The 26891-nt window shown below is 73.7% G+C and carries 24 protein-coding genes; 14 read left to right on the top strand and 10 right to left on the bottom strand.

What is annotated here, in order from left to right; translation table 11 throughout:
* On the bottom strand, window positions 1–1612 hold a 1612-nt coding region (locus E1291_RS09730; RefSeq protein ID WP_131737410.1), incomplete at its 3' end, for a TIR domain-containing protein.
* On the opposite strand from E1291_RS09730, the gene E1291_RS09725 reads away from it, so the two are divergent.
* Complete coding sequence (locus E1291_RS09725) at window positions 1611–2996, top strand: ArsB/NhaD family transporter (RefSeq protein ID WP_242614049.1); 1386 nt, start codon at window positions 1611–1613, stop codon at window positions 2994–2996. The two genes, E1291_RS09730 and E1291_RS09725, sit on opposite strands and share 2 nt — an antisense overlap.
* A 26-nt stretch (window positions 2997–3022) precedes the next feature.
* On the opposite strand, the gene E1291_RS09720 is transcribed toward E1291_RS09725, so the two are convergent.
* Genes E1291_RS09720 through E1291_RS09710 form a run of 3 tightly spaced genes read right to left on the bottom strand, consistent with a single transcriptional unit; the run spans window position 3023 to window position 5678 of the window.
* Window positions 3023–3892: an inositol monophosphatase family protein gene (locus E1291_RS09720; RefSeq protein WP_131737409.1), complete on the bottom strand. Its 870-nt coding sequence runs from the start codon at window positions 3890–3892 to the stop codon at window positions 3023–3025.
* Between the two features lie 33 nt (window positions 3893–3925).
* Window positions 3926–4651, bottom strand: a complete 726-nt coding sequence (locus tag E1291_RS09715) for a hypothetical protein (protein WP_131737408.1) — start codon at window positions 4649–4651, stop codon at window positions 3926–3928.
* Window positions 4652–4664: 13 nt separating this feature from the next.
* Window positions 4665–5678: a hypothetical protein gene (locus E1291_RS09710; protein ID WP_131737407.1), complete on the bottom strand. Its 1014-nt coding sequence runs from the start codon at window positions 5676–5678 to the stop codon at window positions 4665–4667.
* Window positions 5679–5876: 198 nt separating this feature from the next.
* On the opposite strand from E1291_RS09710, the gene E1291_RS09705 reads away from it, so the two are divergent.
* The 3 genes from E1291_RS09705 to E1291_RS09695 all read left to right on the top strand — a co-directional run bounded on the left by E1291_RS09705 (window position 5877) and on the right by E1291_RS09695 (window position 10503).
* On the top strand, window positions 5877–7028 hold the full coding sequence (locus E1291_RS09705; protein ID WP_131737406.1) for a sensor histidine kinase: 1152 nt from the start codon (window positions 5877–5879) through the stop codon (window positions 7026–7028).
* Window positions 7029–7204: 176 nt separating this feature from the next.
* Entirely contained in the window at window positions 7205–9322 is a 2118-nt protein-coding gene (gene uvrB, locus E1291_RS09700) for an excinuclease ABC subunit UvrB (RefSeq protein WP_131737405.1), read from the top strand.
* Between the two features lie 392 nt (window positions 9323–9714).
* A complete protein-coding gene (locus E1291_RS09695; RefSeq protein ID WP_131737404.1) occupies window positions 9715–10503 on the top strand; it encodes an alpha/beta fold hydrolase in 789 nt (262 codons plus the stop codon).
* Here the strand turns inward: E1291_RS09695 and E1291_RS09690 are convergent.
* Entirely contained in the window at window positions 10493–11395 is a 903-nt protein-coding gene (locus E1291_RS09690; RefSeq protein WP_131737403.1) for a phosphotransferase enzyme family protein, read from the bottom strand. The two genes, E1291_RS09695 and E1291_RS09690, sit on opposite strands and share 11 nt — an antisense overlap.
* A gap of 83 nt (window positions 11396–11478) precedes the next feature.
* On the opposite strand from E1291_RS09690, the gene E1291_RS09685 reads away from it, so the two are divergent.
* The 9 genes from E1291_RS09685 to E1291_RS09645 all read left to right on the top strand — a co-directional run bounded on the left by E1291_RS09685 (window position 11479) and on the right by E1291_RS09645 (window position 19725).
* A complete protein-coding gene (locus E1291_RS09685; RefSeq protein ID WP_131737402.1) occupies window positions 11479–11979 on the top strand; it encodes a GNAT family N-acetyltransferase in 501 nt (166 codons plus the stop codon).
* 131 nt (window positions 11980–12110) lie between these two features.
* Window positions 12111–13157: an SGNH/GDSL hydrolase family protein gene (locus E1291_RS09680; RefSeq protein ID WP_131737401.1), complete on the top strand. Its 1047-nt coding sequence runs from the start codon at window positions 12111–12113 to the stop codon at window positions 13155–13157.
* A 133-nt stretch (window positions 13158–13290) separates the two neighbouring features.
* The gene (locus tag E1291_RS09675) at window positions 13291–14649 is read left to right on the top strand and encodes an FAD-binding oxidoreductase (RefSeq protein ID WP_207400650.1); all 1359 of its coding nucleotides are present in this window, start codon (window positions 13291–13293) and stop codon (window positions 14647–14649) included.
* 171 nt (window positions 14650–14820) lie between these two features.
* Window positions 14821–15234 (top strand): hypothetical protein, encoded by a 414-nt coding sequence (locus E1291_RS09670; protein ID WP_131737399.1) that lies wholly within the window; start codon window positions 14821–14823, stop codon window positions 15232–15234.
* A 38-nt stretch (window positions 15235–15272) separates the two neighbouring features.
* Window positions 15273–16448: a sensor histidine kinase gene (locus E1291_RS09665; RefSeq protein ID WP_131737398.1), complete on the top strand. Its 1176-nt coding sequence runs from the start codon at window positions 15273–15275 to the stop codon at window positions 16446–16448.
* Complete coding sequence (locus E1291_RS09660) at window positions 16445–17053, top strand: response regulator transcription factor (protein WP_131737397.1); 609 nt, start codon at window positions 16445–16447, stop codon at window positions 17051–17053. The genes E1291_RS09665 and E1291_RS09660 overlap by 4 nt, the downstream gene beginning before the upstream one ends.
* Window positions 17054–17163: 110 nt before the next feature.
* A complete protein-coding gene (locus tag E1291_RS09655; RefSeq protein WP_131737396.1) occupies window positions 17164–17652 on the top strand; it encodes a SigE family RNA polymerase sigma factor in 489 nt (162 codons plus the stop codon).
* Window positions 17649–18776, top strand: a complete 1128-nt coding sequence (locus E1291_RS09650; RefSeq protein ID WP_131737395.1) for a hypothetical protein — start codon at window positions 17649–17651, stop codon at window positions 18774–18776. The genes E1291_RS09655 and E1291_RS09650 overlap by 4 nt, the downstream gene beginning before the upstream one ends.
* A gap of 97 nt (window positions 18777–18873) precedes the next feature.
* Window positions 18874–19725, top strand: a complete 852-nt coding sequence (locus tag E1291_RS09645) for a sugar phosphate isomerase/epimerase family protein (RefSeq protein ID WP_131737394.1) — start codon at window positions 18874–18876, stop codon at window positions 19723–19725.
* 90 nt (window positions 19726–19815) lie between these two features.
* Here the strand turns inward: E1291_RS09645 and E1291_RS09640 are convergent, their stop codons facing one another.
* Both E1291_RS09640 and E1291_RS09635 read right to left on the bottom strand, forming a co-directional pair.
* Window positions 19816–22689 carry a type 1 periplasmic-binding domain-containing protein gene (locus E1291_RS09640; RefSeq protein WP_131737393.1) on the bottom strand — a complete coding sequence of 958 codons (2874 nt, stop codon included), beginning with the start codon at window positions 22687–22689 and terminating at the stop codon, window positions 19816–19818.
* A 187-nt stretch (window positions 22690–22876) separates the two neighbouring features.
* On the bottom strand, window positions 22877–23899 hold the full coding sequence (locus tag E1291_RS09635) for a GlxA family transcriptional regulator (RefSeq protein WP_131737392.1): 1023 nt from the start codon (window positions 23897–23899) through the stop codon (window positions 22877–22879).
* A gap of 97 nt (window positions 23900–23996) precedes the next feature.
* On the opposite strand from E1291_RS09635, the gene E1291_RS09630 reads away from it, so the two are divergent.
* Window positions 23997–24650 (top strand): HD domain-containing protein, encoded by a 654-nt coding sequence (locus E1291_RS09630; protein ID WP_131737391.1) that lies wholly within the window; start codon window positions 23997–23999, stop codon window positions 24648–24650.
* A 54-nt stretch (window positions 24651–24704) separates the two neighbouring features.
* Here the strand turns inward: E1291_RS09630 and ehuA are convergent, their stop codons facing one another.
* Genes ehuA through ehuC form a run of 3 tightly spaced genes read right to left on the bottom strand, consistent with a single transcriptional unit; the run spans window position 24705 to window position 26888 of the window.
* A complete protein-coding gene (gene ehuA, locus E1291_RS09625; protein ID WP_131737390.1) occupies window positions 24705–25529 on the bottom strand; it encodes an ectoine/hydroxyectoine ABC transporter ATP-binding protein EhuA in 825 nt (274 codons plus the stop codon).
* Complete coding sequence (gene ehuD, locus E1291_RS09620; RefSeq protein WP_131737389.1) at window positions 25516–26169, bottom strand: ectoine/hydroxyectoine ABC transporter permease subunit EhuD; 654 nt, start codon at window positions 26167–26169, stop codon at window positions 25516–25518. Before ehuD ends, ehuA begins: the two co-directional genes overlap by 14 nt.
* A complete protein-coding gene (ehuC, locus tag E1291_RS09615; RefSeq protein WP_131737388.1) occupies window positions 26169–26888 on the bottom strand; it encodes an ectoine/hydroxyectoine ABC transporter permease subunit EhuC in 720 nt (239 codons plus the stop codon). The genes ehuD and ehuC overlap by 1 nt, the downstream gene beginning before the upstream one ends.
* Window positions 26889–26891 lie beyond the last annotated feature (3 nt).

Below are 26891 nucleotides of genomic sequence, written 5' to 3'. Positions count from 1 at the left end.
GACCGGGATGAAGAACAGGGTGAAGAAGTTGCGGCCCGCTCGGCGGCGGGAACGCTCCGTGGACGCGGGCCCAGGACGCCGCCAGCCGCTCGGGGCCGCGCCGCGCCGCGTCCTCGGGGATCCACCGCTCCAGGCCCTCCCGCCGCACGACGACGCTCTGGTGGCGGCCGGGCCCGAGCGCCGGGACGGACGGCGCGCCGGAGTCCAGCAGTGGCACGGCCCCGAGCTCCGACGGCGTGCCCTGGAAGAACACGTTGACGTGCCCGCCCAGCAGCGTCTCCACCGTCTCGGGGTCGCGGAGCGCGCCGGGCTCGCCGGTCAGCGGCGCGTGCTCCAGCGCGCCGAGCCGCAGCCAGCCCTCGTCCTCGAAGTGCCGCAGCCGCTCGTTGAACCACGCGGCCTGGGCCTGCCCGACCCGGCCGTAGCGGTCCTCCTCGCGGTGCGTCTGCGGCAGCGTCGAGTTGAGTCCCGCCACGACGACCCGCAGGTCCGGGACGGGGAACAGCGTCCAGGGCTGGGCGCTGTCGAAGACCAGCGAGTCCAGGCCCTGGTAGAACTCCTTGAACAGCCCGGCGAAATGCCGCCACTTCGGCCAGTACGGCGGCTGCGGCTCGATGTCGTCGGCCTCACAGCTGGAGAAGTAGGCCTGGCACGCGGCGCGCGTGACGTCGCGGGTGCCGGGGACGATCACCACCCGCTGTGCCTCCAGGCCGAGCAGCGCGCGCAGGCTCGTCAGGAACGACAGCGCCTCGGTGAACTCCTTGCGGCTGCCCGAGTGGGTGAGGTTGCCGGTCACGACGAGCAGGTCCGGCCGCGGGACCCCGGCGTCGGCCAGCCGCGTCACGTCGCTCCAGATGCGGTCCTGGAGCTCGGTCGCCGTGGTGGGCTCGCCCGGCTCGGCGAGCGTCCGGCCGAACCGCGGCCCCGACACGTGCAGCACGCTCACGTGCTCGCGCGCCGCCGGGGACGTCCCGTCCCCGGCGGGGAAGGCGGGCGGGGCCACCGGGGCGCGCCGCACCGCCCGCTCCCCGGTCTGCGCGGGCAGGCCCGGACCTCCGGCCCCGCCGCCCTCCGCTTCGCCATGCTCCAGGCGACCCAGGAGCGGCGCGGAGCCGCCCGGACGGGACGGCCCGCCGCCGGGGAACCCCGGCCCGTTCCGAGGCCGCGCGTGGCCCGCCAGGGCCTCCTGGATGCGCCGCATGAGCAGGCCGCGCGCGGCCTCCTCGTCCGCCACGCCGACCAGGTCCACGTAGGTGATCGTGGACAGCAGCCCGTCGATCGGGCAGTCCTCGATCCGCACCGTGACCAGCTTGCGCGCCGGGTCGTCGGGGTCGGCGCGCAGCGCGGCCATCCACTCCAGCCGCCCGTACCGCGAGCGCAGGTAGCGGCTCGACAGCACGGCGACGACCGCCTTCGCCTCGGAGAGGCCGCGGTCCATGAAGTCGATGAAGTTGGTGCCGGGCACGAAGTCCCACGCCTGCATCATCGTCCGGTGCCCCGCGGCCTCCAGCTGCCAGGCGATCCACGACGCCCACCGCTCGTCCGCGGGGGAGTAGCTGATGAAGAAGTCGGTCGGGCGCTCCTGCCTGGAAAGGTCGCCGGGGGGAGTCATGCCGCCAGTATCGCGCGCCCGGGCGTCCTGGGCGGCGCGCCGTGCCGCCTATGGGATCATGTCGCGCGTGCCGTCCCCGTCCGAGCCCTCCCCGGCCGAACCGGCCGCGCCCGGTCCGGCCGGTCCGCCCGAGGCCGGTGCCGCTCCGCCCCGCGCCCTGTCCGGCGAGCCGCCGAGCCGGGTGTCCGGCCTGCTCAGGTCGCTGGGCGTCCTGGACTGGATCCGCATCGGGGTGCTCGTGCTCGGGTTGGTCTTCGTCGCCACCGGCATGCTCCCGGCCGACACCGCGCGGTCGAGCGTCGGGCGCATCGCGCCCCTGCTCCTCTTCCTGTTCGCCGTCATCGTCCTGGCGGAGCTGACCAAGGAGGCGGGCGTCTTCGACGCGATCGCCCAGCGGATGGCGCGCGCGGGCGGCGGGAACTACGCCGCGCTGTTCCTGCTCTGCGTGGCCTTCGCATCGGTCAACACCGTCTTCCTGAACCTCGACACGACGGCCGTACTGCTCACACCGGTCATGCTCGCCCTGGCGGCGCGCGCGCGGATCGCCGCACTGCCGCTCGCCATGACCACCGTGTGGCTGGCCAACACCGCGAGCCTGCTGCTGCCCGTATCGAACCTGACCAACCTGCTCGCCGCCGACCGGGTGGCGCTGGAGACCCCCGCGTTCGCCGCCCGCATGTGGGCGCCGCAACTGGCCGTCCTCGCCGTCACGATGGCGCTGCTGTGGACGTTCTACTGGCGCCGGGGGATGCGCGGGGCGGACGCCTACGATCCGCCCGAGATCGCCCCCGTCCGCGACCGGGTGCTGTTCTTCGCGACGGGCCTCGCCTGCCTGCTGTTCATCGGCGCGATCCTCGCCGGCGTCCACACCGGCGTCCAGCTGGGCGTCGCGGCCGCCGTCCCCGCGGTCGTGGCGGTGGCCGCCTTCTCCCTGCGCGACCGGACGGCGCTGCGGCCCGCGCTGATCCCCTGGCAGCTCCTGGTGTTCGTCACGGGCCTGTTCCTCGTCGTCCCCACCCTGGAGCGCTACGGCCTGGACGACGTCATGCGATCGCTCGTCGGCGACGACGACGGGACGGCCGGGGCGCTGCGGGCCGCGTTCGCCGGTGGGGGGCTGTCGAACGTCCTGAACAACCTGCCCGCCTACGTCGCGGGCGAGTCCGCCGTCCCCGCCTCCAACAAGGACCAGCTGCTCTCCCTGCTCATCGGGACGAACGTGGGTCCCGTCATCACCCCGTGGGGGTCGCTCGCCACGCTCCTGTGGTTCGAGTGGTGCCGCCGGTGGGACGTCCGGGTGCCGCTCCTGAAGTTCGTCCTGACCGGGACGATCCTGGCCGTCCTCGGCTGCGCCGTCACCGTCGCGGCCCTTCTCCTGGCCCCCTGACGCCCGCGGGCCCGCGGAGGCCGCGGCTAGGGCGCGATCCCGCCGAGCACTCGTCCCGTGGTCTCCAGGAGGCCGCCGAGCAGTTCGGGACGCGCGGCCACGAACCCCAGCTCGGACGGCGGGCGGTCGATGCCCAGCTCGTACGGCTCGCCGTCCAGGCGGCGCAGCCGCACGCCGGCCTCCGCCGCGAGCAGCGCGCCCGGCGGCAGGTCCACGATCTCGGGCAGATAGCCGACGATCCCGTCGATGTCGCCGCGCGCCAGCATCGTCCACGCCACCAGCGGCGCCCACAGCTGCAGCATCCGGGCACAGCGCAGCTCCAGCGCCGAGCGCAGCCCGCTCGCCACCGGATCGCCGGCCGTCACCTGGTGACCCTGCGTCCAGGCCAGCACGGGGTTGCGGTCCCGGCCCGGCCGCGGCCGCTCGGCCAGCGTGAGCGGCGCCCCGTCCGGGCCGCGCGCGCCCTCCCCGCGCACCGCCGACCACGTCCGCCCCGTCACCGGGTCGTGGACGACGCCCAAGACAGGGGTGGCGCGCGCGCACAGGGCGAGCCCCACCGCGTACACCGGCATCCCGATCGCGACGTTGTTCGTGCCGTCCAGCGGATCGACCAGCCAGACCATCTCCTCGCCGGGCGCGCCGTCGAGCACACCCGACTCCTCCGCGATGACGCGGTGCCCGGGATACGCCGCCCGCAGCCGCCCGAGGATCAGCTCCTCCGCGGCCGTGTCCAGCTCGGTCACCACGTCGCCGCCGGTGCCCTTGAGATGGACCTCCAGCGGCCCTCCCACGCCCGCGCGCAGCAGCGCCCCCGCCGCCTCCGCGGCCTCCACCGCGACGCGGCGTGCCTCGGCGAGATCGACCGGGAGGGCCGGTGACGGGGTTCCGGATCTCATCGGGACTCTCCAGTCGGTCGAGTCGGGCCCGGCCTACCGCCGGGCCTCCCAGTGGTGCCGAGGGCGCGGGTGGGCGCCGGCGATCGCGCGAGCCGAGCGGCGGAGCGCGCGCGCCGCGTCCTCGGGTTCGGTACGCGAACGGTGCACCCGGTGCGTCGGGACGTCCAGCGGGCCGAGCGACAGGTCGCCACCGCCCGGCGTTTGCCGGCCCAGGGCGACGGTGGCCGCGTCCAAGCCGTCCTCTATCAGCGTGCTGTGGAACACGCCCGCGGGCAGAGTGTACGACTCGCCCGTCCGGTGGGTGCGCGAACGGGCCGGGACGCAGCGGACGGCGCGGCCCGTGGCCCGCAGCTCGTCGACGTCGCCCCTGCTGACGACCTCGAAGATCTGCTGCCCGGGGCCCGTGCCCTCCGGGGCCGCGGAAGGGCTCGGCGCGCCGCCCGGACCGGTCTCGTCCACCTCCATGCGGACGTTGCGCACCGTCCCGTACAGCACGAAGCTGAGCAGGTCCCAGCTGTGGCAGTGCACCGCGGAGGTGGTGGACGGGACGGCCCGCACCTCGGGCGTCCAGATGTGCAGGCACACCCCGAGCTCACCGGTCCGCTCCACGGGCAGGCACAGGAAGCCCAGGGGGTGCCGGATGGCGGGGACGGGGGAGCGGCCCGCGATGACGTCCCGGACGACGCCCTCCGCCCACGCCGGCAGCGTCCGCGCCGCGGTCCCGGCGGCGATCTCCCCGCGGATCTCCTCGTACCTCATCGCCGCCGCCCGCTCACTCGTACGGGTCCTTCGCGCGCAGCGCCTTACGGATGATCTCGATGACGTCCCGGTCGGTGTAGCCGTGCGCGAGGTCGACGCCGATCACCTCGAACAGCTTGCGGACCTCCTCGACGGTCGGCTCGTCGTCCAGCGGCGCCAGCCGCGCCTGCTCGACCGGGACGCGGCGGGCCTGGTCCAGGCTGGTCTGCAGCTCCGCGCTCACCCAGCCGTAGTAGAACTTGGTGCTGTCCACGACGAGCGCCTCGCCGCGCGGGTCGTCGCGGGTGACCACCACTCGCGAGGACGCCAGGTCGTAGCGCAGCGTCGTCATCGTCCGCGCGAGGCCGATGTCGATGTCGAGCATCCCGAACCGCTGCTTGTGCCAGCAGGCCGCGAGGATCGTCGCGTACGCCTCCTTGCGGGTGCGCTCCAGCGTCCACGGCTCGCCGGTCGCGTCCGGCCCGTCCGACACCGAGCGGCGGTGCCGCGCGTACGCCTCGCAGACCTCCACGTTCGTGGGGTCGAGGATCTCCAGGCGGAACAGCAGCGTGCGGCGCTCGCGGCGCGCCGCCGCCACGGTCTCCGGCAGCGTCTTGGCGCGGATGTAGGTGCCGGTGCCGCCCTTGAAGAACCAGCGGTCGGTGTCGCGGCGCGCCTCCTGGAGCACCTGCGCGACCTGCGCGCCGCTGATGACGCGCACGACCGTGGTCTCGTCGAGCGCGCGCCTGGTGTCGGAGAGGACGTCCTCGAACGCCTCGATGCGGCTCAGCCTGTCGCTCAGCTCGCCCAGGGTGGCCGAGGACTCCCGCAGCGTGTCGCGGACCTCGGCCTCCACCGGGATCCGCCGCTGCCGGTCGCGCAGCACCGACGTCGCCAGCAGGCCGATCACGGCGAGGATCGCGCTGTTGGTGATCTCGTCCTCGTTCGGCAGGTTCACCCCGAGACCGAGCACGGCGACGGTGACGGCGAGGATGAGCGCGATGAAGGCGTCGGCGTTCTTCCCGAGCCAGAGGGCGAAGCGGGTCATTGTATGCGGCGTTCCCGTCCTTGTCGGCGCCGTCATGGTAACCACTGCCCCCGCGGGGCGGCCACCGGCGGGAAAGCCCTGCAGGTAGGGCGGTTGGGACGTTCCGGTCGACCGGCGCGAAGCGGGTCCTGCCGGTGCCCGGAAGGACCTTCGTCATCAACTCGACCTTGCTCGCGTTCCGGGCTATAGGCTCAGCGCATGCACCTGCGGGGCTGGTGGTCGGCGGCGTGGCCGACACGGCGTTCACGAGCGCTCGACGTCGCACTGGCCGTGTGCCTGGCCGCCGTCGACGGCGCCTACGCCTACTTCACCCCGCAGGACTTCTGGTTCCCGCCGGCCGTCACGTCGGCGAGCAGCGTCGTCTTCGGGCTGGCCCTGGTCGTCCGCCGCACGCACCCCGTCGCCCTCAGCCTCTTCACGCTGGTGGCCGGCAACATCCTGGGCGGCGGGGTGTTCAGCACCCTGGTCATGCTGTACTCCCTGGCGGCCTACCACAACAGCCGCAGGAACGTGTGGATCATCGCCGCGGCCGGCTACGTCGACGCGATCGCCCTGCCCACCCCGTGGAAGAACGACACCGGCCTCATCGTCACCGCGATCTCCAACGTGGCGCTCATCGGCGTCCCCGTCCTGCTGGGCCTCTACATGGGGGCGCGCAAACAGCTCGTGGCGTCCCTTCAGGAGCGCGCGGCCAGGCTGGAGCGGGAGCAGCACCTGCTCGCAGAGCGCGCGCGGGGCGAGGAGCGCACCCGCATCGCCCGCGAGATGCACGACGTCGTCGCCAACCGGATCAGCGTCATGGTCGTCCACGCCGGCGCCCTCAAGGCGATCGCCGTCCGCGACCCGCACCGCGCCGCCGAGACCGCCACCGTGATCGGCGACATGGGACGGCAGGCACTGGAGGAGCTCCGCCACGTCATCGGGGTCCTGCGCCAGGGCGAGGAGGTCCTCCCGCAGGAGGCCGTCACCCTCGCGCACGTCCGCGAGCTGGTCGGCCAGTCCGGCGCCGCCGGGCTCCGCGTCGAGCTGTCGGTGCGCGGCGAGGAGCGCCCGATCCCCGTCGCCGTCGGGCGCACCGTCTACCGGCTCGTCCAGGAGGCGCTGACCAACGTGCACAAGCACGCCGGCACCGCCGACACCCGCATCGACCTCGGCCTGCTCCCCGAGGCCGTCGAGGTCGAGATCGCCAACGGCGCGCCCACCGCGCCGCCCGACCACGAGCTGCCGAGCGGCGGCAACGGCCTGCTCGGCCTGCGCGAGCGGGTCACCGCGCTCGGCGGCAGCTTCGAGGCCGGTCCCCGCGGGGACGGCTACGCGGTCCGCGCCAGGCTCCCGCTGCCCACCTCCTGACCTCGCCTGATACTTCCTGACCTGCGGGAATACCCGTTTGTCGGACGCGCTGCATACAGTTGGGGACAGCGGCGGGGCCGACCCGCCCGCACCCGCATGATCAGCAGCACGACCGGCACTGCGACCGGCGATGCGACCGGCAATGGACCAGCGGCACGACCAGGAAGAGGGCGACGATGCGGCCGATCACGGACCTGCGGCGCAGCGTGGCGCCGTTCGAGGTCGTCACCGAGATGACGCCGTCGGGCGACCAGCCGCAGGCGATCGCCGGGCTGGCCGAGCGGATCGGCCGCGGCGACAAGGACGCGGTGCTGCTCGGCGCCACCGGCACCGGCAAGACCGCCACCGTCGCGTGGCTGGTCGAGAAGCTCCAGCGGCCCCTGCTCGTCATGCAGCCGAACAAGACCCTCGCGGCCCAGTTCGCCAACGAGCTGCGCGAGATGATGCCCGGCAACGCCGTCGAGTACTTCGTCTCCTACTACGACTACTACCAGCCCGAGGCGTACATCCCGCAGACCGACACCTACATCGAGAAGGACTCCTCGATCAACGACGAGGTCGACCGGCTGCGCCACTCGGCGACCACCTCGCTGCTCACCCGCCGCGACACCGTCGTCGTCGCGTCGGTGTCCTGCATCTACGGCCTCGGCACCCCGCAGGAGTACGTCGACCGCATGGTCCGGCTGCGGGTCGGGCAGGAGATCGAGCGGGACGACCTGCTCCGGCAGCTGGTCGGGATGCAGTACACCCGCAACGACCTCGCCTTCACCCGCGGCACCTTCCGCGTCCGCGGCGACACCATCGAGATCATTCCGCAGTACGAGGAGCTCGCCGTCCGCATCGAGATGTTCGGCGACGAGATCGAGAAGCTCGCCACCCTGCACCCGCTCACCGGCGAGCTCATCACCGAGGACGACGAGCTCTACGTCTTCCCCGCCTCGCACTACGTCGCCGGTCCCGAGCGGATGGAGCGCGCCATCGGCGACATCGAGGCGGAGCTGGAGGAGACCCTCGCCGCCATGGAGCGGCAGGGCAAGATGCTCGAGGCGCAGCGGCTGCGGATGCGCACCACCTACGACATCGAGATGATGCGCCAGGTCGGCACCTGCTCGGGCATCGAGAACTACTCCCGGCACATCGACGGCCGCGGCGCCGGCACCGCCCCCAACACCCTCCTCGACTTCTTCCCCGAGGACTTCCTCCTGGTGATCGACGAGTCCCACCAGACCGTCCCGCAGATCGGCGCGATGTACGAGGGCGACGCCTCCCGCAAGCGGATGCTCGTCGAGCACGGCTTCCGGCTGCCCTCGGCGATGGACAACCGCCCCCTGAAGTGGGAGGAGTTCCTCGACCGCATCGGCCAGACCGTCTACCTGTCCGCCACCCCCGGCTCCTACGAGATGAACCGGGTCAAGGGCGACGTCGTGGAGCAGGTCATCCGGCCCACCGGGCTGATCGACCCCGAGATCGTCGTGAAGCCCACCAAGGGCCAGATCGACGACCTCATCCACGAGATCCGGCTGCGCACCGACCGCGACGAGCGGGTCCTCGTCACCACCCTCACCAAGAAGATGGCCGAGGACCTCACCGACTACCTGCTCGAACTCGGCATCCAGGTCCGCTACCTGCACAGCGAGGTCGACACCCTGCGCCGCATCGAGCTGCTGCGCGAGCTGCGCGCCGGCGAGTTCGACGTGCTGGTCGGCATCAACCTGCTCCGCGAGGGCCTCGACCTGCCCGAGGTGTCCCTCGTCGCGATCCTGGACGCCGACAAGGAGGGCTTCCTGCGCTCGGAGACCTCCCTGATCCAGACGATCGGCCGCGCCGCCCGCAACGTGTCCGGCCAGGTCCACATGTACGCCGACACCGTCACCCCGTCGATGGAGCGGGCGATCGACGAGACCACCCGGCGCCGCGCCAAGCAGCAGGCCTACAACGCCGAGCACGGCATCGAGCCGCGGGCCCTGCGCAAGCGCATCGCCGACATCCTCGACTCCCTCGCCCGCGAGGACGCCGACACCGAGACCCTCATCGGCGGCGCCGGCCGCCAGCAGAGCCGCGGCAAGGCGCCCGTCCCGGGCCTCGCCTCCCGCACCCGGGAGGCCGGCCGGCACGCCGCCGACCTCGTCGGCGAGCGCCCCCGCGAGGAGCTCGAGGGGCTCATCGAGCAGATGGCCGCCCAGATGCACCAGGCCGCCGCCGACCTGCAGTTCGAGCTCGCCGCCCGGCTCCGCGACGAGATCAAGGAGCTCAAGCGCGAACTCCGCGAGATGAAGGAGGCCGGCGTCAAGTAGCGCGCGGCCGGAAAGGCCGTCCTCCGGCGCCGTTGGCGGCGCGCCGACGAGCTGGGGGCAGGCGAGGGCGAAGCGGCGTCGGGCGGGTCACGATGCTCGGCGCGGCCTTCGCGACCGTCCTCGTCCTGGTCGACGACCGTGCGCGCCGGGAACCGTGGGAGGCGCACGTCCCCCTACCCGGCGCGCACCCGGAGCCCGGAGCCGTCCACGTTGCAGGCCGTCCCGAGTCTCGACCTCCCTCCGATGACGTATCACGGTCTCTCACCCGCTCTACCTGCCGAGCGGCCCTATCCGCCTGGCCTGCCCACTGATCTCCTCGCGGGTCCTCCGGCCGGGCCGGCGGGTGGGTGAATCCCGTTGCGCGGCGGCGGGCCCTCCAGGACGATCAGGTCATGTGGACCGCCGCCCCCGACGGAACCCGGATCGCCTTCGAGGTCGCGGGACACGGGCGGCCGGTCGTCCTGCTGCACGGGTTCTTCGGGGACCGGACCACCTGGCGGTCCTCCGGGCACGTGGACGGGCTGGCGGACCGGTTCCGGCTCGTGCTCATCGACGCCAGGGGGCACGGCCGCAGCGACGCCCCGCACGAGGCAGCCGCGTACGCCGCCGGCGGGCAGGCGGCGGACGTGATCGCCGTGATGGACGCCCTGGACGTGCCCGAGGCCGCCGTCTGGGGCGCGTCGATGGGCGGGATCGTCGGCCTGCACCTGGCGGCCGCCCATCCCGGGCGGATCACCCGCGTCGTCGCGGGCGGTGCCCACGCCGGGCCCGTCGCCACGGACCCCGGCGAGGCCGCCCGCGAGGCCCGGCTCCTGCGCGCCGAGGGCGCCGCCCCGTTCGTCGCCGAGATGGAGCGCCGGGGCCGGCTCCCTGACTGGATGCGCACGGTGATGCTCAAGGGCGACCCCGCCGCGCTGGCGGCGCTCTCTCTCGCCTTGGCCGACCGGGAGGGCGTCGAGGACGTGCTCGCCCGGTCGGGCGTCCCGCTGCTCCTGCTCGCCGGCGCGAACGACCCCCGGCTGCCCGCGATCCGGCGGACGGCCGCCCGGGTGCCGGGCGCCGTCCTCGCGGAGCTGCCCGGATGCGGCCACCTGGACACGTTCCTCCGGACCGATCTCACCCTGCCTTTGGCCCGCCCCTTCCTGTCCGCCGGGTGGGAGAGGCTAGCCGTCAGGGCCTGAGGGAGTAGAAGAGCTCCACGCGCCGCTTGTGGTAGGCGACGTCGTCCTCGTCGTGCCGGACGCCGCGTCCGGCGGCGAGGTCGAAGTAGGCGGCCTCGCGGCGCAGGCGATGCCGGATGAGCTGGTTCAGCGTGACGTCGTCCATCGGGCCCGCGGTGCCGCCCGCGCGGTGGTAGTCGGCGACGAACCGGCGCCGGGCGGCCGCGGCGTCCGGCGTGCCGGCCTCGTCCGTCCATTCCAGGGCGGCGGAGGCCACCTCGAACTCGGGGGCCGCGACGAACGCCTCGTCCCAGTCCAGGACGGCCACGAGACGCCCGTCACGGGCGAGGGTGTTGCCCGCGTAGTAGTCGCCGTGCACGACCTGCCGGGCGGAGGCGTCGCGGTGGAAGGCGGCCAGCCACCGGTCAAGGTCAGGGTCGGCCAACGCGGGCTCGGCGGTGGCGTCCCCGTAGAGGCCGATCTCCGCGAAGGAGCGGACGGGACGGGGCGGCGGCCTGTACCCGGCCAGCGCCCGGTGCAGCCGGGCGAGGAGCTCGGCTCCCTGGACGCGGACGTCCGGCCGGTCCTCGTCGGGCCATCCGCCCGCGACGCGCGGCCACAGCGACAGGGGACGGCCGTCCACGCGGACGATCGTGCCGCCCGCCGCGGTGCGCAGCGGCGCGACGGCCTCGGGCAGGCCGCCGGCGGCGCGCGCGGCGACGGCGTGACACCATTCGATCTCGGCGTCGCCGCGCCAGGCGGGTCCCACCCGCACGACGAGGTCGCCGATCCGGTACGCGGCCGACTCCTCCCCGCCGAACAGCCGCTCCGCGGGCCCGCAGGCGTCCCGTCCCCAGGCGTCCCGGACCGCCCGCCGCATGCGGTCCGTCAGCGGCGTCTCGACGTAGATCATCAGGGGTGCTCCGGGGCGGTGGCGGACGGTCGGCCTGTGGCGATCATTCTGCCCCGGCCGCGCGGCCGTCCTACCATCGCCGGATGGAGTACCGCGTGCGTCTCGCCGAGCCCGGTGATCTGGCCGGGCTGCCGGAGATCGAGAACTCGGCCGATCCGCTGTTCGCCCCGCTCGGGATCGTGTTCCCGCCGGGGCCGACGGTGGTCGAGCAGGTGGCGGCCCGGGACGCCGAGATCGTCGTGGCCGGTGACCCGCCGGTCGGGTTCGCCGCGGTCGAGCGGGTGGACGGCGCCGCGCACCTGGAGCAGATCTCGGTGCGAGCCGACCTGGTCGGCCGGGGCATCGGCGCGAGCCTGCTGCGGACGGTCCTGGACCGCGCCGCGGCGGCCGGGTCGCCGGGCGTCAGCCTGCTGACGTTCCGCGACGTCCCCTGGAACGGCCCGTGGTACGCCCGGCACGGCTTCTCGGAGCTGCCGGAGGAACGGTGGGGGCCGGGGCTCCGGTCCTACTGGGACGCCGAGATCGAGGCGGGCCTGCACGAGCTGGGGCCGCGGCTGGTCATGTGGGCGCCCCTGGGCCCGTGACCGCTCGCCGCGGCGCACGCCGGGTGACACTTCCCTGTCCTGGAGAGATCTACAATGTAAAGGCTGGAACCCGTGACGCCGCGTGGACGTCTGCCCTCATGGACCAGCCCTCGTGATGCCGGAGGAGGACGATGACAGGCCCGAGTACGTGGATGGGACGGGTCCGGAACCGTCTCGGGGAGCGCGGGCTCGCCGCCGCCGTCCTGGCCGGCCTCGTCCTGGCCGCCGTGGTGCCCCTGGTGGCGCTGCCCGCGGCGCGCTGCGAGGTCTTCGGCGCCGGCTGTCCCCGCCCCCGCCCGCAGGAGGTGCGCGCCGACCCCGTCGCGGCGCCCGGCAAGCCCCTCGCGCCGGCCGAGATCGCCGTCCGGGGCTCCTATGTGGCCCTGGGCGACTCGTACTCCTCCGGCGTCGGCGCCGAGGCGACGGTCGGTGACCAGAACCCCCTCGCGGCCTGCCACCGGACGTCGAAGGCGTACTACAACGAGGTCTCCAAGGCGTTCCCGTTCAAGGACACGTCGTTCTTCGCCTGCTCGGGCGCCACCACGGCCGACGTCCGCAACGGGCGGCACGGCGAGCCCGCCCAGCTCGGCCGGATCGGCGCCGGCACGAGCCTCGTCACGATGAGCGTCGGCGGCAACGACATCGGGTTCTCCCGGATCATCGCCGCGTGCGTGGTGAAGCTGCCGTGGAGCAGGAGCTGTACCCGCCAGGGCGAGCCGATCGCCCAGCGGATGGCCGACCTGCGCCGCACCCTTCCCGTCCTGATCGACCAGGTGCACGCCCGCGCGCCGCGCGCGCGGATCGTCCTGATGGGCTACCCGAAGGCGTTCTCGGAGGTGCGGGGCACCGACGGGGACAACATCAGCGTGGACGAGCAGCAGTGGCTGAACGCGCGGACCTACGATCTCGGCCAGCTGATCCGGCAGGCCGCGGCGGAGGCGGACCAGCGCATCGTGGCCCGGCACGGGCAGGGCAGCGTGGAGTTCATCGACGCCTACAGCGCGTTCGCCGGCCACGAGGTCGGCAGCGCCGACCCGTACATGAACGGCCTGACGGTGAACCTGGCGGCGCTGGAGGCGGAGCCGCGCAGTTACCACCCCACCGTGCGCGGCCAGCACGCCCTGGCGGGCCTGTTCATCGACCAGATCAAGAAGGGGCCCGGCCGCGCCGTCCTGTGAACGGGCCGTCCTGTGAACGGGCGGCGCCGCGGCGTTCTCGTTCCGGACATCGCGAGCCGCCGGGACGTGTACGGACCGAGGCATGACCGTTTCCTGCAAGCCATGGCCTCGCCTGCGTCAATACGGTGGACCTGTGAACACGAACGCTGAACACTTCCTTCTTCCGGGGGAATCGGGATATGACGATGAGCGGCTCGGCCTCAACCGGGCGATAGAGTCACGGCCGGCCTGCGTGGTCGCGGCGTCCGGCGAGCAGGACGTCGTGGCCGCGGTGCGGCTGGCGGGCGAGCAGAAGCGCGCGGTGGGCGTGCAGGCCACCGGCCATAGCCCGGTCGTGCCCGCGGACGACGCCGTGCTGGTCTCCACGCGCCGGATGGACGGCGTCCGCGTGGACCCCGAGCGCGCGACGGCATGGATCGAGGCCGGGGCCCCGTGGCGGACCGTCCTGGAGCACACCACCCCGCATGGTCTCGCCCCGCTGAACGGATCGAGCCCCAGTGTCGGCGCGGTCGGCTACCTGGTGGGCGGCGGCGCGGGGCTGCTGGGGCGCCGGTTCGGCTTCGCCGCCGACCATGTCCGGCGGCTGCGCCTGGTCACCGCCGACGGCCGGCTGCGCGACGTGACGGCGGCCTCCGACCCCGACCTGTTCTGGGCCGTCCGCGGCGGCAAGGACAACTTCGGCCTGGTCGTCGGAATGGAGATCGACCTGTTCCCGGTCGCGCGGCTGTACGGGGGCGGGCTCTACTTCTCGGGTGAGGCGACCACGGAGGTGTTGCACGCCTACGCCGAGTGGGTGCGCCACGTGCCGGAGGTGATGGCCTCCTCGGTACTTCTCGCCACCATGCCGGACCTGCCCGGCGTTCCCGATCCGCTGCGCGGGCGGTTCATCGCCCATGTCCGGGTCGCCTACAGCGGTGAGGGCGGCGCGGCCGAGGGCGAGCGCCTGGTGCGGTCCCTGCGCCAGTTCGGCCCCGCCCTCCTCGACACCGTCCAGGACATGCCCTACGCCCAGGTCGGCACGATCCACCACGAGCCGACGGACGCCCCTTACGTCGCCTATGACCGGAGCATGTTCCTGCGCGAGCTGGACTTCGGCACGGTCGACGCCCTCCTCGAACTGGCCGGACCCGACGCGGGCGCGCCGTTCATCACCGAGCTGCGCCACTTCGGCGGCGCCTACGCCCGCACGCCGGAGGTCCCCAACTGCGTCGGCGGGCGCGACGCGCTCTTCTCCGTCTTCACGGGCCTCGTGCCCACGAACTCCGAGTCGGACGCCGCGGCCTTCCGGCAGCGCGACGAGCTGCTGGCGAAGCTGGACCCGTGGAGCACCGGAGGATCCCTCCTCAACTTCGCGGGCGTCGAGGACGCCGGCCTGGACCGCGTCCGGACGGCCTACGCCCCGGCGGACTTCGAACGCCTCAGGGCGATCAAGACGGTGTACGACCCGGGCAACATGTTCCGGATCAACTTCAACATCCCGCCGCGGGAGTAGCCCGCCCGGTGTCCCAGGTGCTCGGTGTCCCAGGTGCTCGGCGAGGCGCACCCCAGCGGGCCCGGGGCCCGCTCGCCTCGCCCCGCACCGAGGCGTCCATGACAGATGTCATGGGCGATCCATGCGCGATCTCACTGTGCGTGGCAGGGGCGTCGCGCGCAGGATGGCGGCATGAACGCCACCCATGACATCGGGCATCCGCACACCACCAGGACCTTCCGCGCCGTCAAGCTGCTGCTGGGCGCCTACACGGCCGTGAGCGTCCTCATGCTCGGGGCCGTCTACCTGCTGCGCGGCCATCATGGGATGGTGAACGACTCGGTGTGGAGCCGGTGCACGATCGTCGCGGCGACCTCGCCCGTGCTCCTGTGGCTCGCGCGACGCGCGGCGGACGGGTCGTCCCGGGCGTACCGGCGGCTGCGGGTCGTCTCGGGCGTGCTCGTCCTGGTGATCACGGTGATCATCACGCTGCCCGCGTTCCCGGCGTGGGTGCGGGTCGAACAGGCCGGCTGCGGGCTGCTCCTGCTCGGCGTGGTCGCGCTCGTGAACGGCCGGCGCCTGCGCACGCTGTTCGACGCGCGGTGACCGGCCGGGCGCGCGGCGGCGGTGTTAGCGTTCCCGGCATGAGGGACGCCGGAGGGAGCGGACCCGCCGGGGCCGGCGCGGACGGCGACCCGCCGCGCTGGACGGGCGGTTGGCGGCGCGCTCTCCTGGCGGCCGGGATGTTCGTCTACCCCGCCATCGCCCTGGCCGGGGTGGCGCAGTACTCGCGAGGCGGGGCGGCCGCCGCCGGATACGCGGTCGTCGTCGCCTTCTGCTGCTGCTACGCACTCGCGGCCCTGTCGTTCGCGGGCGGGTCCAAGGGCCGGACCCGCGGCCTCCTCGCCGCCATGGCCGTGCTCGCCGCGGGCGCGGTCCCGTTCGCCCGCGAGATCGCCTTCTACCTGACCGCGGTCGTGGTGTCGTTCACGATCGTGGTGCTGAAACGGCACGTCCCGCTGCTGATCGGCGCGGGGGCGCTGGCCGCGCTGCTGGTGCCGTGGGCGGTGCGGCCCTGGCACCAGGACCCCGCCCTGTTCGAGGCGCTGGCGATCGTCTTCACCGCCCTGGCGGTCTACGCCTTCCTGGAGACGGCGCAGGCCAACGTGGCGCTGGTGGAGGCGCGCGCCGAGGTCGCCCGGCTCGCCTCCGACGCCGAGCGGGCCCGGATCGCCCGCGACCTGCACGACCTGCTCGGCCACTCGCTCACCGTGATCACGGTCAAGAGCGGCCTCGCGCGGCGGCTGGCCGGCGACGACCCCGCCCGCTCGCTGGCGGAGATCACCGAGGTCGAGCACCTGTCGCGGCAGGCGCTCGGCGACGTGCGCGCGGCCGTGTCGGGGTACCGGACCGTGACGCTGGCGGGCGAGCTGGCCCGCGGCCGGGAGCTGCTGCGGGCCTCCGGCGTCGCCGCCGACCTGCCCGCCGCCGCCGACGTGGTGGCCGCCGAGCACCAGGAGCTCTTCGGCTGGGTCGTGCGCGAGGGGCTCACGAACGTCGTCCGGCACGCGCGCGCCACCCGCTGCACGGTCACGGTCACCGCGACCCAGGTACAGATCCGCGACGACGGCGCCGGCGGCCCGTCCCCCGCCGGGCACGGGCTCACCGGCCTGCGCGAGCGCGTCGCGGCGGCGGGCGGCACCGTGGAGGCCGGGCCGGTGGCCCCGCGCGGCTGGCGGCTGACCGTGACGCTCGGAGCGTCCCCGTCCCCGTCTCTGTCCCCGTCCCCGTCCACGGCCCCGGGCGGGGACGCGGCATGACGATCCGCCTGCTGCTCGCCGACGACCAGGAGCTGATCCGCACCGCGCTCACGGCCCTCCTGGACCTGGAGGACGACTTCACCGTCGTCGCGTCCGTCGGCCGCGGCGACGAGGTGGCCGACGCCGTCCGCGCGCACCGTCCCGACGTGGCGCTGCTCGACATCGAGATGCCGGGCATGGACGGGCTCACCGCGGCGGCGCTGCTCGCCGCGCGGGCGCCGGACGTCCGCGTGGTGATCCTCACGACGTTCGGACGGGTGGGCTACCTGCGGCGGGCGATGGAGGCCGGCGCGTCCGGCTTCGTCGTGAAGGACGCGCCGGCCGAGGCGCTGGCGGACGCGATCCGCCGGGTGATGGCGGGCGAGCGGGTCGTCGATCCCGCGCTGGCGGCCGCGACGCTCGCGGTGGGCGAGTCGCCGCTGACCCCGCGCGAGCGCGACGTGCTGGACGCGGCGCGCCACGGCGCGGCGGTCGCCGGGATCGCGACCGCGCTCCACCTGTCGGAGGGCACCGTCCGCAACTACCTGTCGGCCGCGATCGCCAAGACCGCCACCCGCAACAGGATGGAGGCGGTGCGCGTCGCCGAGGAGCGCGGCTGGCTGTGAGCCGCGCGGCGGTCCGCCCGAGAAATCGGCACCGACTCCCCGAGCCCTTCAGCAATCGGCGCCGCGGGACGTCTTTCTAGGTAGAAGCTCGAGAAAGGGCGGACCCTGGAGTGTCGAGAGAAGCTCTCTCCGCGTTGTTCCACGAGCACGCGAGAACGCTGGTGCGCACAGCGGTGCTCCTGACCAACGATGAGGAACTGTCCGAAGAGCTGGTCCAGGACGCCTTTCTGGGCCTGCATCGCCGCTGGAGACGCAAGGGCCCGCCGGAGAGCCCGGAGGCCTACCTTCGCACGTCGGTGGTCAACGCCTGCCGCTCGGCCCTGCGACGCAGGAAGGTCGCCGAGCGCGCCGCGGTCCCGCGGCTCGTCCCGGACGGCTCCGCGGAGGCGGCCGTGCTGCTGCGCGAGGAGCGGGCCGAGGTGTTCGCGGCGCTGGACGGGCTCAGCCGCCGCCAGCGCGAGGTCCTCGTCCTGCGCTTCTTCCTGGACCTCGACGACCAGGCCATCGCCGCCACGCTCGGGGTGAGCCGCGGGACCGTCTCCTCGACGGTCTCGCGTGCCCTGCGCGCTCTTGAGGATCTGCTGGGAGGCCGAGGATGACCACCGATCCGGAGACCCGCCTGCGCCGCGCCTTCGAGGCCGCGACCGCCGGCGTCCAGGCCCCGCCGGAACCCGACTGGGACCGGCTCCGGCCCCGCCGCGTCTCCGCGGTCCCGGCGGCCGTCGCCGCGGTGGCCGCGACGCTCGTCCTGGCGCTCACCGTCGGCCTCGTCCGGGGCGCCGACGTCGCCGAGGACGCCTTCACGCCCGGCGCCGCGACCGCCACGCCGGTGCGACCGGCCGCGTCGCCCGTCTTCGCGATGCGGCAGCGGGGCGGGTCGCGGCCGCAGATCGTGGACCTCGCCACCGGCGCGGTCAGGGGCACCGTCCGGCCGCCGTCCGGCTACGACGAGATGGCGATGTCGAGCCTCGCCGCCGCCGCGGACAACCGCACCTTCTTCTTCACCGTGCGCAAGTCGCCGGCCGGCCGGTGGATGGTGGCCCGGGTCCACACCGGCGACTCCGGCCGCCCCGAGGGCCGCGCGGTCCTCGTCGCCCAGGCCCCGTCCGCCCGTGACCTGGAGGCGGTCGCGCCGGTCGACGAGACCCTGACCACCTCGGAGCCGTCACACTGGGCGAGCGTCGACGGCCTGTCGGTCTCACCCGACGCGACCCGGCTGGCCATGAGGGTCGGCGGCAAGAGGGCCTGGGGCATCTCGTTCTGGGACCTGCGCACCGGACGCACCGCGACGTGGGGCAGCTCGGTCTCGGTGTCCTCCCTCGCCTGGGCCCGCGACGGTTCACTGCTGTGGGCGTCCGCCCGCTGGGCGGGTCGGCTGGACCCGAAGGAGCCTCCCTCCGTCCTGCGGGCCACGCGGACTCTCTCCCAGCGCGATGACGCCGGCCGCTTCGAGCTGCTCCCCGACGGCGACCGCGTCGTCGTGCGCACCACCCCGACCTCGGGACGCCTGTTGAAGCTGACCGACCGCCCGGACCTGCCCAACATCATCCTGGACACGTGGGTCACCACGGTGCTCGATCGTGACTGGGCGGTCAGCGCCGATGGGACCCACGTGCTCTACCAGCGCAACGGCGTGCGGACGCTGGCGAACCTGACCACCGGCCAACGCACCCCCACCAGGCTGGACGGTTCCGCGAACCAGACGAGCCACTTCGCCTGGTGACCCGCGAAGGCCGGTGCTCCGGACCGGATCGAGGCCGAACCGGCTGGGCTAAGTTGATCGACCATCGATCTCTACCCGGAGACAAAGGGGACAAGGCATGAAGCTCGCGTGCTCGGACTACACCTTTCCGCTTCTCGGTCACGAGGAGGCCTGTGCCCTCATCGCGAGTCTTGGTTTCGCCGGGGTCAACGTCGGTGTGTGGGGTTCGGGGACCCGGCTGCGGGCCGAGGAGGTCGCGGCCGACCCGGGTGCGCGTGGGCGCGAGGTGGCCGAGCGGCTCGCCCGTCACGGCCTGGTGGCCGCCGACGTGTTCCTGATGGCCGATCCGGATTTCTCGGTCCTCGCGGTGAACCATCCGGGTTCGCAGGAGAGGGAACGTTCCCGGGAGCGCTTCAAGCAATGGGTCGAGTTCGCCGGCGCCGCAGGTGCCGACGGCCTCACGATCTTGCCCGGTCTGGACTTCGAGGGCGTCGCTCACGAGGACTCGCTCGCCCGGGCGGCGGAGGAACTGGCCGTCCGGGTCCAGGCGGCGCGGGAGGCCGGGCTGGAGGTCTCGGTCGAGCCGCACGTCGGTTCGATCGTGGCCTCTCCCGGCGACACGAGGCGGCTGGTCGAACTCTGCCCGGGACTGGGGCTGACGCTGGACCACTCGCACTTCGTCATGCAGGGGTACGCCGTACCCGAGCTCGACCCGGTGTTCGGCCGGGTCCGGCGCCTGCACGCCCGAGGGGCCCGGCCTGAGCGGCTCCAGGTCGGGATGAAGGAGAACGAGATCGACTACGAGCACGTCGTCGGCGGCCTCGCCGACGCCGGCTTCGACGGTTTTCTGATCACCGAGTACCTGTGGATCGACCAGGCCCGCTGCGACGAGTGCGACACCCTCTCCGAGACGATTCTGATGCGCGACAGGCTGACCGCCGCCGCATCGACGAGTCCGTCCGCCGTGTGACGGAACGTCCCACCGGAACCGCGCCGACCATTCCGGTGGGCTGAGCAGGACGGGGACCGCCGGAGGAGTCCGGGTGCGGCGCCGTGCCGGTCAGTGGGGGCAGGGCGGCAGGTGCGGGGCGGGGCGGGCGCCGTTGAGGCGGCCGCAGACGGGGGTCGACACGGGACTGCCCTGCCGCGCCGTCACCTTGATCATGGTGAGGCCGCGGTTGCCGGGGCCGTTGACCTCGTGGGCGGAGTCGGGGCGGAAGTCGATGTCGCCGGTGGCGCTGCCGCCCTGCAGGACGTGCAGGTGACGCAGTTCGAGGAGGACGGCGCCGGAGGTGACGGCCCGGCCGCCGGTGACCAGATGGGGGCCGAGGGCGCCGAAGGCGCTCTGCGCGGCCTGGCCGACCGCGACGGCGGCGTCGAAGCCGAGGGCCATCTGCCCGTTGACCAGCAGCGGCTCGTCGGGGCGGACGCGGGGGGCGCCGATGCCGAAGCGGTTGCGGGCGAGCAGGAAGAAGTCGCTGGTCTGGTCGCCGTTGTCGGCGATGAGACTCGGCAGGTGGACGAACGCGGTGTGGTAGACGGTCATGTTCGCCGGCAGCGGCACCTGGTGGGGGCCGGTGCCGAACTGGGACTTGGTGATGTCGTCGCCCGCGAACAGCAGGAGGCGCCTCTTGGTGCAGCCGCCCTGGGTGAGGCCGTTCATCAGGCCGGGCATGTCCTCGGCGCGCCCGGCGAAGAAGACGAGGGTGTAGGAGCCGGACTTGTCGCAGGCCGTCCGCACCTTGAGGGACACGTCGTCGATGCCGACGTACTCGACGTCCTCGGTGCGGCGGGACCGCAGGGCGCGGGTGACGTCGTCGGCGATCTCGCGGCTGTAGGCGTCGCCGGACGGGCCGGGCGCGCGGTGGACGAGCATCGCGCTCTCGACCGGCCGGCCGCCCAGCTCGGCGCGGGCGGTGGCGGCGATCGCGGCGGCCTCGTCGTGGTCGGTGGAGGCGAGGCCGTAGTAGTGGGGGAGGTCCGGGAGGAGGTCGGAGGAGTTGACGGTGTTGACGACGGGCAGGCCGGAGCGGGTCAGCCGTTCGATGGCGGCCCTGGACGGCGCGGTGTTGCGGCCGATGCCGACCACGCCGACCACGGACGGGTCACGCCGGGCGATGCGCAGGATGCGGCCCGCGGTCTCGGGGGCGAACGCCATGTCCTGCCCGGCGTTGGCGGGCAGGAGGCGCACCCGGAGCGGGTTGCCGATCTCGCCGGGCTGGCCGCGCCGGTTGTTGCGGGTCTGCGCGAGGTAGGCCCCCGCCAGCTCCTGGACGCTGGAGACGGTCAGCTCGCTCTGTCCGGCCCCGGCGGTGAACACGCCGACGTAGACGATCGTGACGTAGGGCTTGCCGCTGTGGACGACCGCGCGGTTCTCGTCCTCGATGCGGCGTTGCAGGTCGGCGAGGGTGAGGTGGGCGCCGGTGTTGGCGGGGGAGGGGCGGCGGCGGTCGCCGTCCAGGCCGATGCTGTCGGCGCCGCGCTCGAACCGGACGCCGCCGGTGGACACGCCGACGCACTCGCGGCTGCCGTCGTCGTTGGTCTGCAGGTGGGTGTCGGCGTTCCAGGAGACGGGCAGGCCGACGCTGCAGTAGGTGGCGCGCAGGTTGGTCTGGGCGAACGTCAGCGCGATCGCGGCGAGGACGACGGCGGCCAGGAGGCTGCGCCGCGACCACAGCCACGTCCAGCGCGGGCGGCGCCGGACGCTGAGGTCGGGGGTGTCGTCGCCGGTGCGCTCGGCGGCGGGGTCGCCGTCGACGGGGATGCGCAGGAGCCAGGGCAGCGGGACGGCCTCGCTCGGGCCCTGGGCGAGGCCGAGTGAGGAGCGCCAGTGCTCGTAGCGGTCGCGGGGGGCGCCGCCGCCCTCGGGCGCCGCGGCGGGACCGAGGGCGTCGCGGGTGGCGGCGTCCACGGAGGCGATGATGATCAGCGGGTGGAACTCGCTGCGCCGGGTGCGGATGTCGCTCATCGCCGACAGCACGGCCAGGCCGCCGTTGCGCCGCCCGGCGCGGGCCAGGAACACCACGGGCGGGGCCGGGCGCTTGAAGCCGCGGAGGCTGGGCGCGAGCTTGCGGTGCTGGTCGCGCATGTCCTCCAGCAGCGCGAACGTCTTGATCTGGAGGAGGAAGCGGGCGGCGTCGGGCTTGCAGAGCCCTTCGAGGACGCGGTGCAGGCGGCCCTCGAAGCCGAGGGCGTCGCCGTCCTCGTCGCCCTCGCCGAGGACGGCGAAGAAGGAGGTGCGGGCGAACCAGCGGTAGCGGCCGCCGAACCCGGCGCGCGACAGCACCGGCAGCCAGATGCGCCGGGCGCTGAGCGCGGCGACCAGCAGCAGCGCGGCGGCCAGGACGGCGGCCGCGGTGACCAGCAGCCGGCGCGGGGTCTGCTCGGCGATGCCGCCGGCGAGGACGGCGATGACGGCGACGACGGACGCGCCGATGGTGGACCACCAGGCGGGCGCGTGGACGGTGCCGCCCTGCCAGCGGAACAGGCCGGCGTGCTCGTTCCAGCGGGCGGCGGACGCGAGCGGGGAGCGCCGGTAGGGCGGCGGCGGGTGGGTGCCGTCGGGGCCCGGCGGCCGCTCGGCCGCGGCGGCCTGGATCGTCCGGACGAGATCGGAGCGGGGGAAGCGCAGCCTGCCGAAGGGGGAGCGGGCGCGGCTCCAGGTCAGCGGGTGGGAGAGGGTGTCGATGAGGGCGAGCGCGGCGGCGGCGTCGGAGCCGCGGTCCGGGAGGTCGGGCGCGATGAAGGTCAGGCCCATCTCGCCGGCGACGTGCTTGAGCTCGTCGAGGTGCGGGTCGGCGTCGCCGTCCCCGGCGGGTTCGAGGACGATCGCGGGATAGGGACGGGAGTCGAGCCGCCAGGGCAGGCCGCCGGTCAGCCAGGCGAAGAGCGCGAAGAGCCCGCGTCCGTGCTCGGGCGCTCGGGGGTTCCCCACGGTCGGCCTTCCCTTACGGTGAGGGGCTGGTCGTGTGACTCGCAGGGAAGCGTAAGACGGCGGGCGAGCCGACGTCAGGCCGTGACCGGAGAACCACGTCCCGCACGGCCGGAACCGGTCGTCTCGGCCGTTCCAGTGATGGCGGCGGGGCGTTGGAGGCCGCCGGTGGCGTCGTCCGCCCGGCGCTTCACCGGGTTTCGGCCGGTAGGACGCGGGCGCGCGCACCTGGCACCGGTCCGGACTCGGCCGCCCGAGCGGGCGGGCGGGCGCGGAAGGCGGTCCGGTACGCCTGCGGGGACGCGCCGACGCGGCGTGCGAAATGGGCACGCAGCGTCACCGCCGACCCGTAGCCCGTCTCGGTCGCGATCCGCTCCACCGGCAGGTCCGTGCTCTCCAGGAGCTGCTGCGCCCGGCGCACGCGCGCCCGCGACAGCCACTGCCGCGGCGTGGTGCCCGCCTGCTCCTGGAACCGCCGGGTCAGGGTCCGGACGCTGACCGACGCGTGCCGGGCGATGTCCTCCAGCGCCAGCGGGCGGTGCAGGTTCGCCTCCAGCCAGGCGAGGGTCGGCTGCAGCGCCGCCGTGCCGTCCGGCGGGTCCTCGTGCCGGATGAACTGCGCCTGCCCGCCGTCCCGCTGCGGCGGCATGATGATGCGGCGCGCGGTCCGCGCGGCGGTCGCGGCGCCGTGGTCGCGCCGGACGAGGTGCAGGCACAGGTCGATCCCGGCGGCGACCCCGGCGGAGGTGAGCACCCGCCCCTCGTCGACGAACAGCACGTCCGGGTCGACCGACACCCGCGGGTACCGCCGGGCCAGCGCGGACGCGTGGATCCAGTGGGTCGTGGCCCGGCGCCCGTCCAGCAGGCCGGCCGCGGCCAGCACGAACGCGCCCACGCAGATGGAGGCGACGCGCGCGCCCCGGCCCCCGGCGGCGCGCAGCGCGTCCAGCACCTCGCCGGGCGGCTCCCCGTGCTCCTCGTGCCCGGGGACGATGACGGTGTCCGCCCCGGCCAGGGCGTCCAGGCCATAAGGGGTCTCCACCCGCATCCGCCCCAGCTTCGACGAGGTGGCCACCCCGCCCGGCGGGGCGCACACCCGGACCTCGTAAAGGGGGACGCCGGCCTCCGTGGTGGCGCTGCCGAATACCTGGCCCGGGACGGCGAGGTCGAAGGCGATGACCTCGTCCAGGGCGAGCACCGCGACGATGTGCATGGCCAGAACGTAGCGCACATCGGCATTCGGGACACTGGCGGGGGTACCGGACGGGGCCGGACGATCGGAGGCATCACCACGAGCGAGGAGAGACCCGATGGCCGACCAGTTCGCCGAGTTCGCCATTCCCGACACCGACCTGACGCGGAAGGCGTACGCCCTGGTCTTCGAGACCGAGACGACCGCCCTCGCCCACCACAGCGTGCGGGCCTACCTGTTCGGGCGGGCCCTCGGCGAGCTGCGAGGGCTCCATCCCGGGGCCGACTACAACGACGAGATGCTGTTCCTCGCCGCCGTCATGCACGACATCGGGCTGACGGAGGACGGCGACGGAGACCAGCGCTTCGAGCTGGACGGAGCGGACCTGGCCGCCGACTTCCTGCGCGCGAGCGGCGTGGACGAGTCGGACATCCAGTCGGTCTGGGAGGCGATCGCCCTGCACACCAGCCGCGGGCTCGCCCACCGCTTCGGGCCCGTGACCGCGCTGGTGCACGCGGGCATCGGGACCGATGTCGCCGCCGTGGAGGCGGACACGCTCCCCGCCGGTCTCGCCGAGCGCGTCCACGCGGCGTTCCCCCGCCTGGACCAGGACTGCGGGCTCGGCGCGGCGATCACCGGGCAGATCGCCCGCGACCCGGGCAAGGCGCCGATCGGGTCGCTGCCCTTCGAGGTCGCGCGGCAGTTCGGCGTGGACCTGACGATTCCGCTGTGGAAGGAGGAGACCGCGCGCGCCTGGCCCGGCGTCGCCTGAGTCTCCGGCACCTCCAGGATGAGCCGGGTGCGGGCGACCCCCCGGGGCGTCGCGTCAGCTCGCGAGGACCGCCTGCAGGAAGTCCCGGGTGCGCTGCTCGGACGGCTCGCCGAAGATCTGCTCCGGCGGGCCCTCCTCGACGATCTGGCCCTGGTCGAACATCATGACGCGGTCGGAGATGTCCTTCGCGAAGGTCATCTCGTGGGTCACGCACAGCAGGGTCAGGTCGCTCTCCCGTGCGATGTCGCGCAGCAGGTCCTGCACGCCGACGACCAGCTCGGGGTCCAGCGCCGAGGTGACCTCGTCCAGCAGCAGAACCTTCGGTTCCATCGCCAGTGCCCGCGCGATCGCCACCCGCTGCTGCTGGCCGCCCGACAGCCGCGACGGGTGGGCGTCGATCCGGTCGGCGAGCCCGACCATGTCCAGCAGCCCGCGGGCGCGCTCGACCGCCTCGTCCTTCGGCAGCCCCAGCACCCGCATGGGCCCCTCGGTCAGGTTGCGCAGCACGTTCATGTTGGGGAACAGGTTGAACTGCTGGAACACCATGCCGATCCGCTTGCGCATCTCGTGCAGGTGCTTCTGGTTCGCCGGGACGCGCCCGCCGCCGCGCTCCATGTGCCACAGCGTGTCGTCGCCGACCCAGATGAGCCCGCCGTCGGGCCTCTCCAGCGTCATCAGCAGCCGCAGGATGGTCGTCTTGCCCGACCCGCTCGGCCCGATCAGCGTCACGCGCTCGCCCGGCGCCACGGTGAAGTCCAGCTCGCGCAGGACGGTGGTGGAGCCGAACCGCTTGACGACCTTCTCGAAGCGGACGCCGGGCGCCTCGCAGACCCGCGGGTCCGCGGTGGGGCTGCCGGGTTCGGTGTCAGTGGGCGGCATAGCGCTTCTCCAAGCGGCGGACGAAGATCGAGGCCGGCACGCTGATCAGTACGAACAGCAACCCGACCATGGTGATCGGCTCCAGGAAGCGCAGGCTCTCCGCGCCCTCCCGGTAGGCGGTGTTGAGCAGCTCGGTCACGTTGATGACCAGCAGCAGCGGCGAGTCCTTGAACATCGCGATCAGGTAGTTGCCGAGCGTCGGGATCACCCGCCGGACCGCCTGCGGCAGGATGACGTCCAGCCACACCCGCGACCGGGGCAGGTTCAGCGCGGTCGCCGCCTCCCACTGCCCGCGCGGGACGTCGGCGATCCCCGCCCGGTACACCTCGGCGGTGTAGGTCGAGTAGTGCACCCCGAGCGTGATGATCCCGGCGGTCAGCGACCCGATCGTCAGCCCCCAGGCGGGCAGGACGTAGTAGACGAAGAACAGCTGCGGGATCAGCGGGGTGCACCGGATGAACTCGGTCGCCCACCGCACCGCCTGCGCGACGACCACGTTCGGCGTCCGGCGCAGCAGCGCCCACACCAGACCGAGGGTCACCGCGATGACGTACCCGAGCAGCGTCGCCGTCAGCGTGTAGCGCAGGCCGCGCAGCAGGTCGGGGAGCACGTCGGAGGAGTACTGCCAGTCCCATTCCATCAGCCCGCCGCCTCCGTCCCGGGCGCGCCCGCCGCGATCGTCCCGAGCGACGGCCCGCGGGACGGGCGGCGGCCGAGCATGCGGTCGACGCGGCGCTCGGCGTACCGCACGAACAGCAGCAGCACCTGCGCGATCACGAAGTAGAGGACCGGGATCACCGAGAAGACCGCGACGGTCTCACCGGTGCTGCCCTGGACGTCCTTGGAGACGCGCGCCAGGTCGGCGAGCCCGACGGTGTAGACGATGGCCGTCCCCTTCATCAGCTCGATGAGAAGGTTGCCGAACGGGGGCAGCATCAGCGCGAACCCCTGCGGGAGCACCACGCGGCGCATCCGCTGGTAGGGCGAGAAGTTCAGCGCGACCGTCGCCTCGTACTGCGCCGCGGGCACGGCCTTCAGAGAGCCGCGCACCACCTCCGCGCCGTAGGCGCCGACGTTCAGGCCGAGGGCGAGCACCGCCGCGACCATCGTCGAGTCGATCCGGACGCCGACGAGGGGCAGCGCGTAGAAGAACCAGTACAGCAGCACCAGTGTCGCGGTGCCGCGGAAGAACTCCACGTACACGCGGTTCAGCCCGCGCACCCAGGCGTGCCGCGAGGCGCCCGCCAGGCCGAACAGCAGCGCGAGCACCAAGGCCAGTGCCGCGCCGCAGACGGTGAGCTGGACGGTGACCCACGCGCCCCTCAGCAACTGGGGGTAGCTGTCGAGGACCTCGGACACGGC

This window comes from Actinomadura roseirufa (assembly GCF_900659635.1).
GTDB lineage: Bacteria > Actinomycetota > Actinomycetes > Streptosporangiales > Streptosporangiaceae > Spirillospora > Spirillospora roseirufa.
The sequence above is the reverse complement of the archived record's forward strand: the minus strand, read 5'-3'. Positions and strand labels throughout refer to the sequence as shown.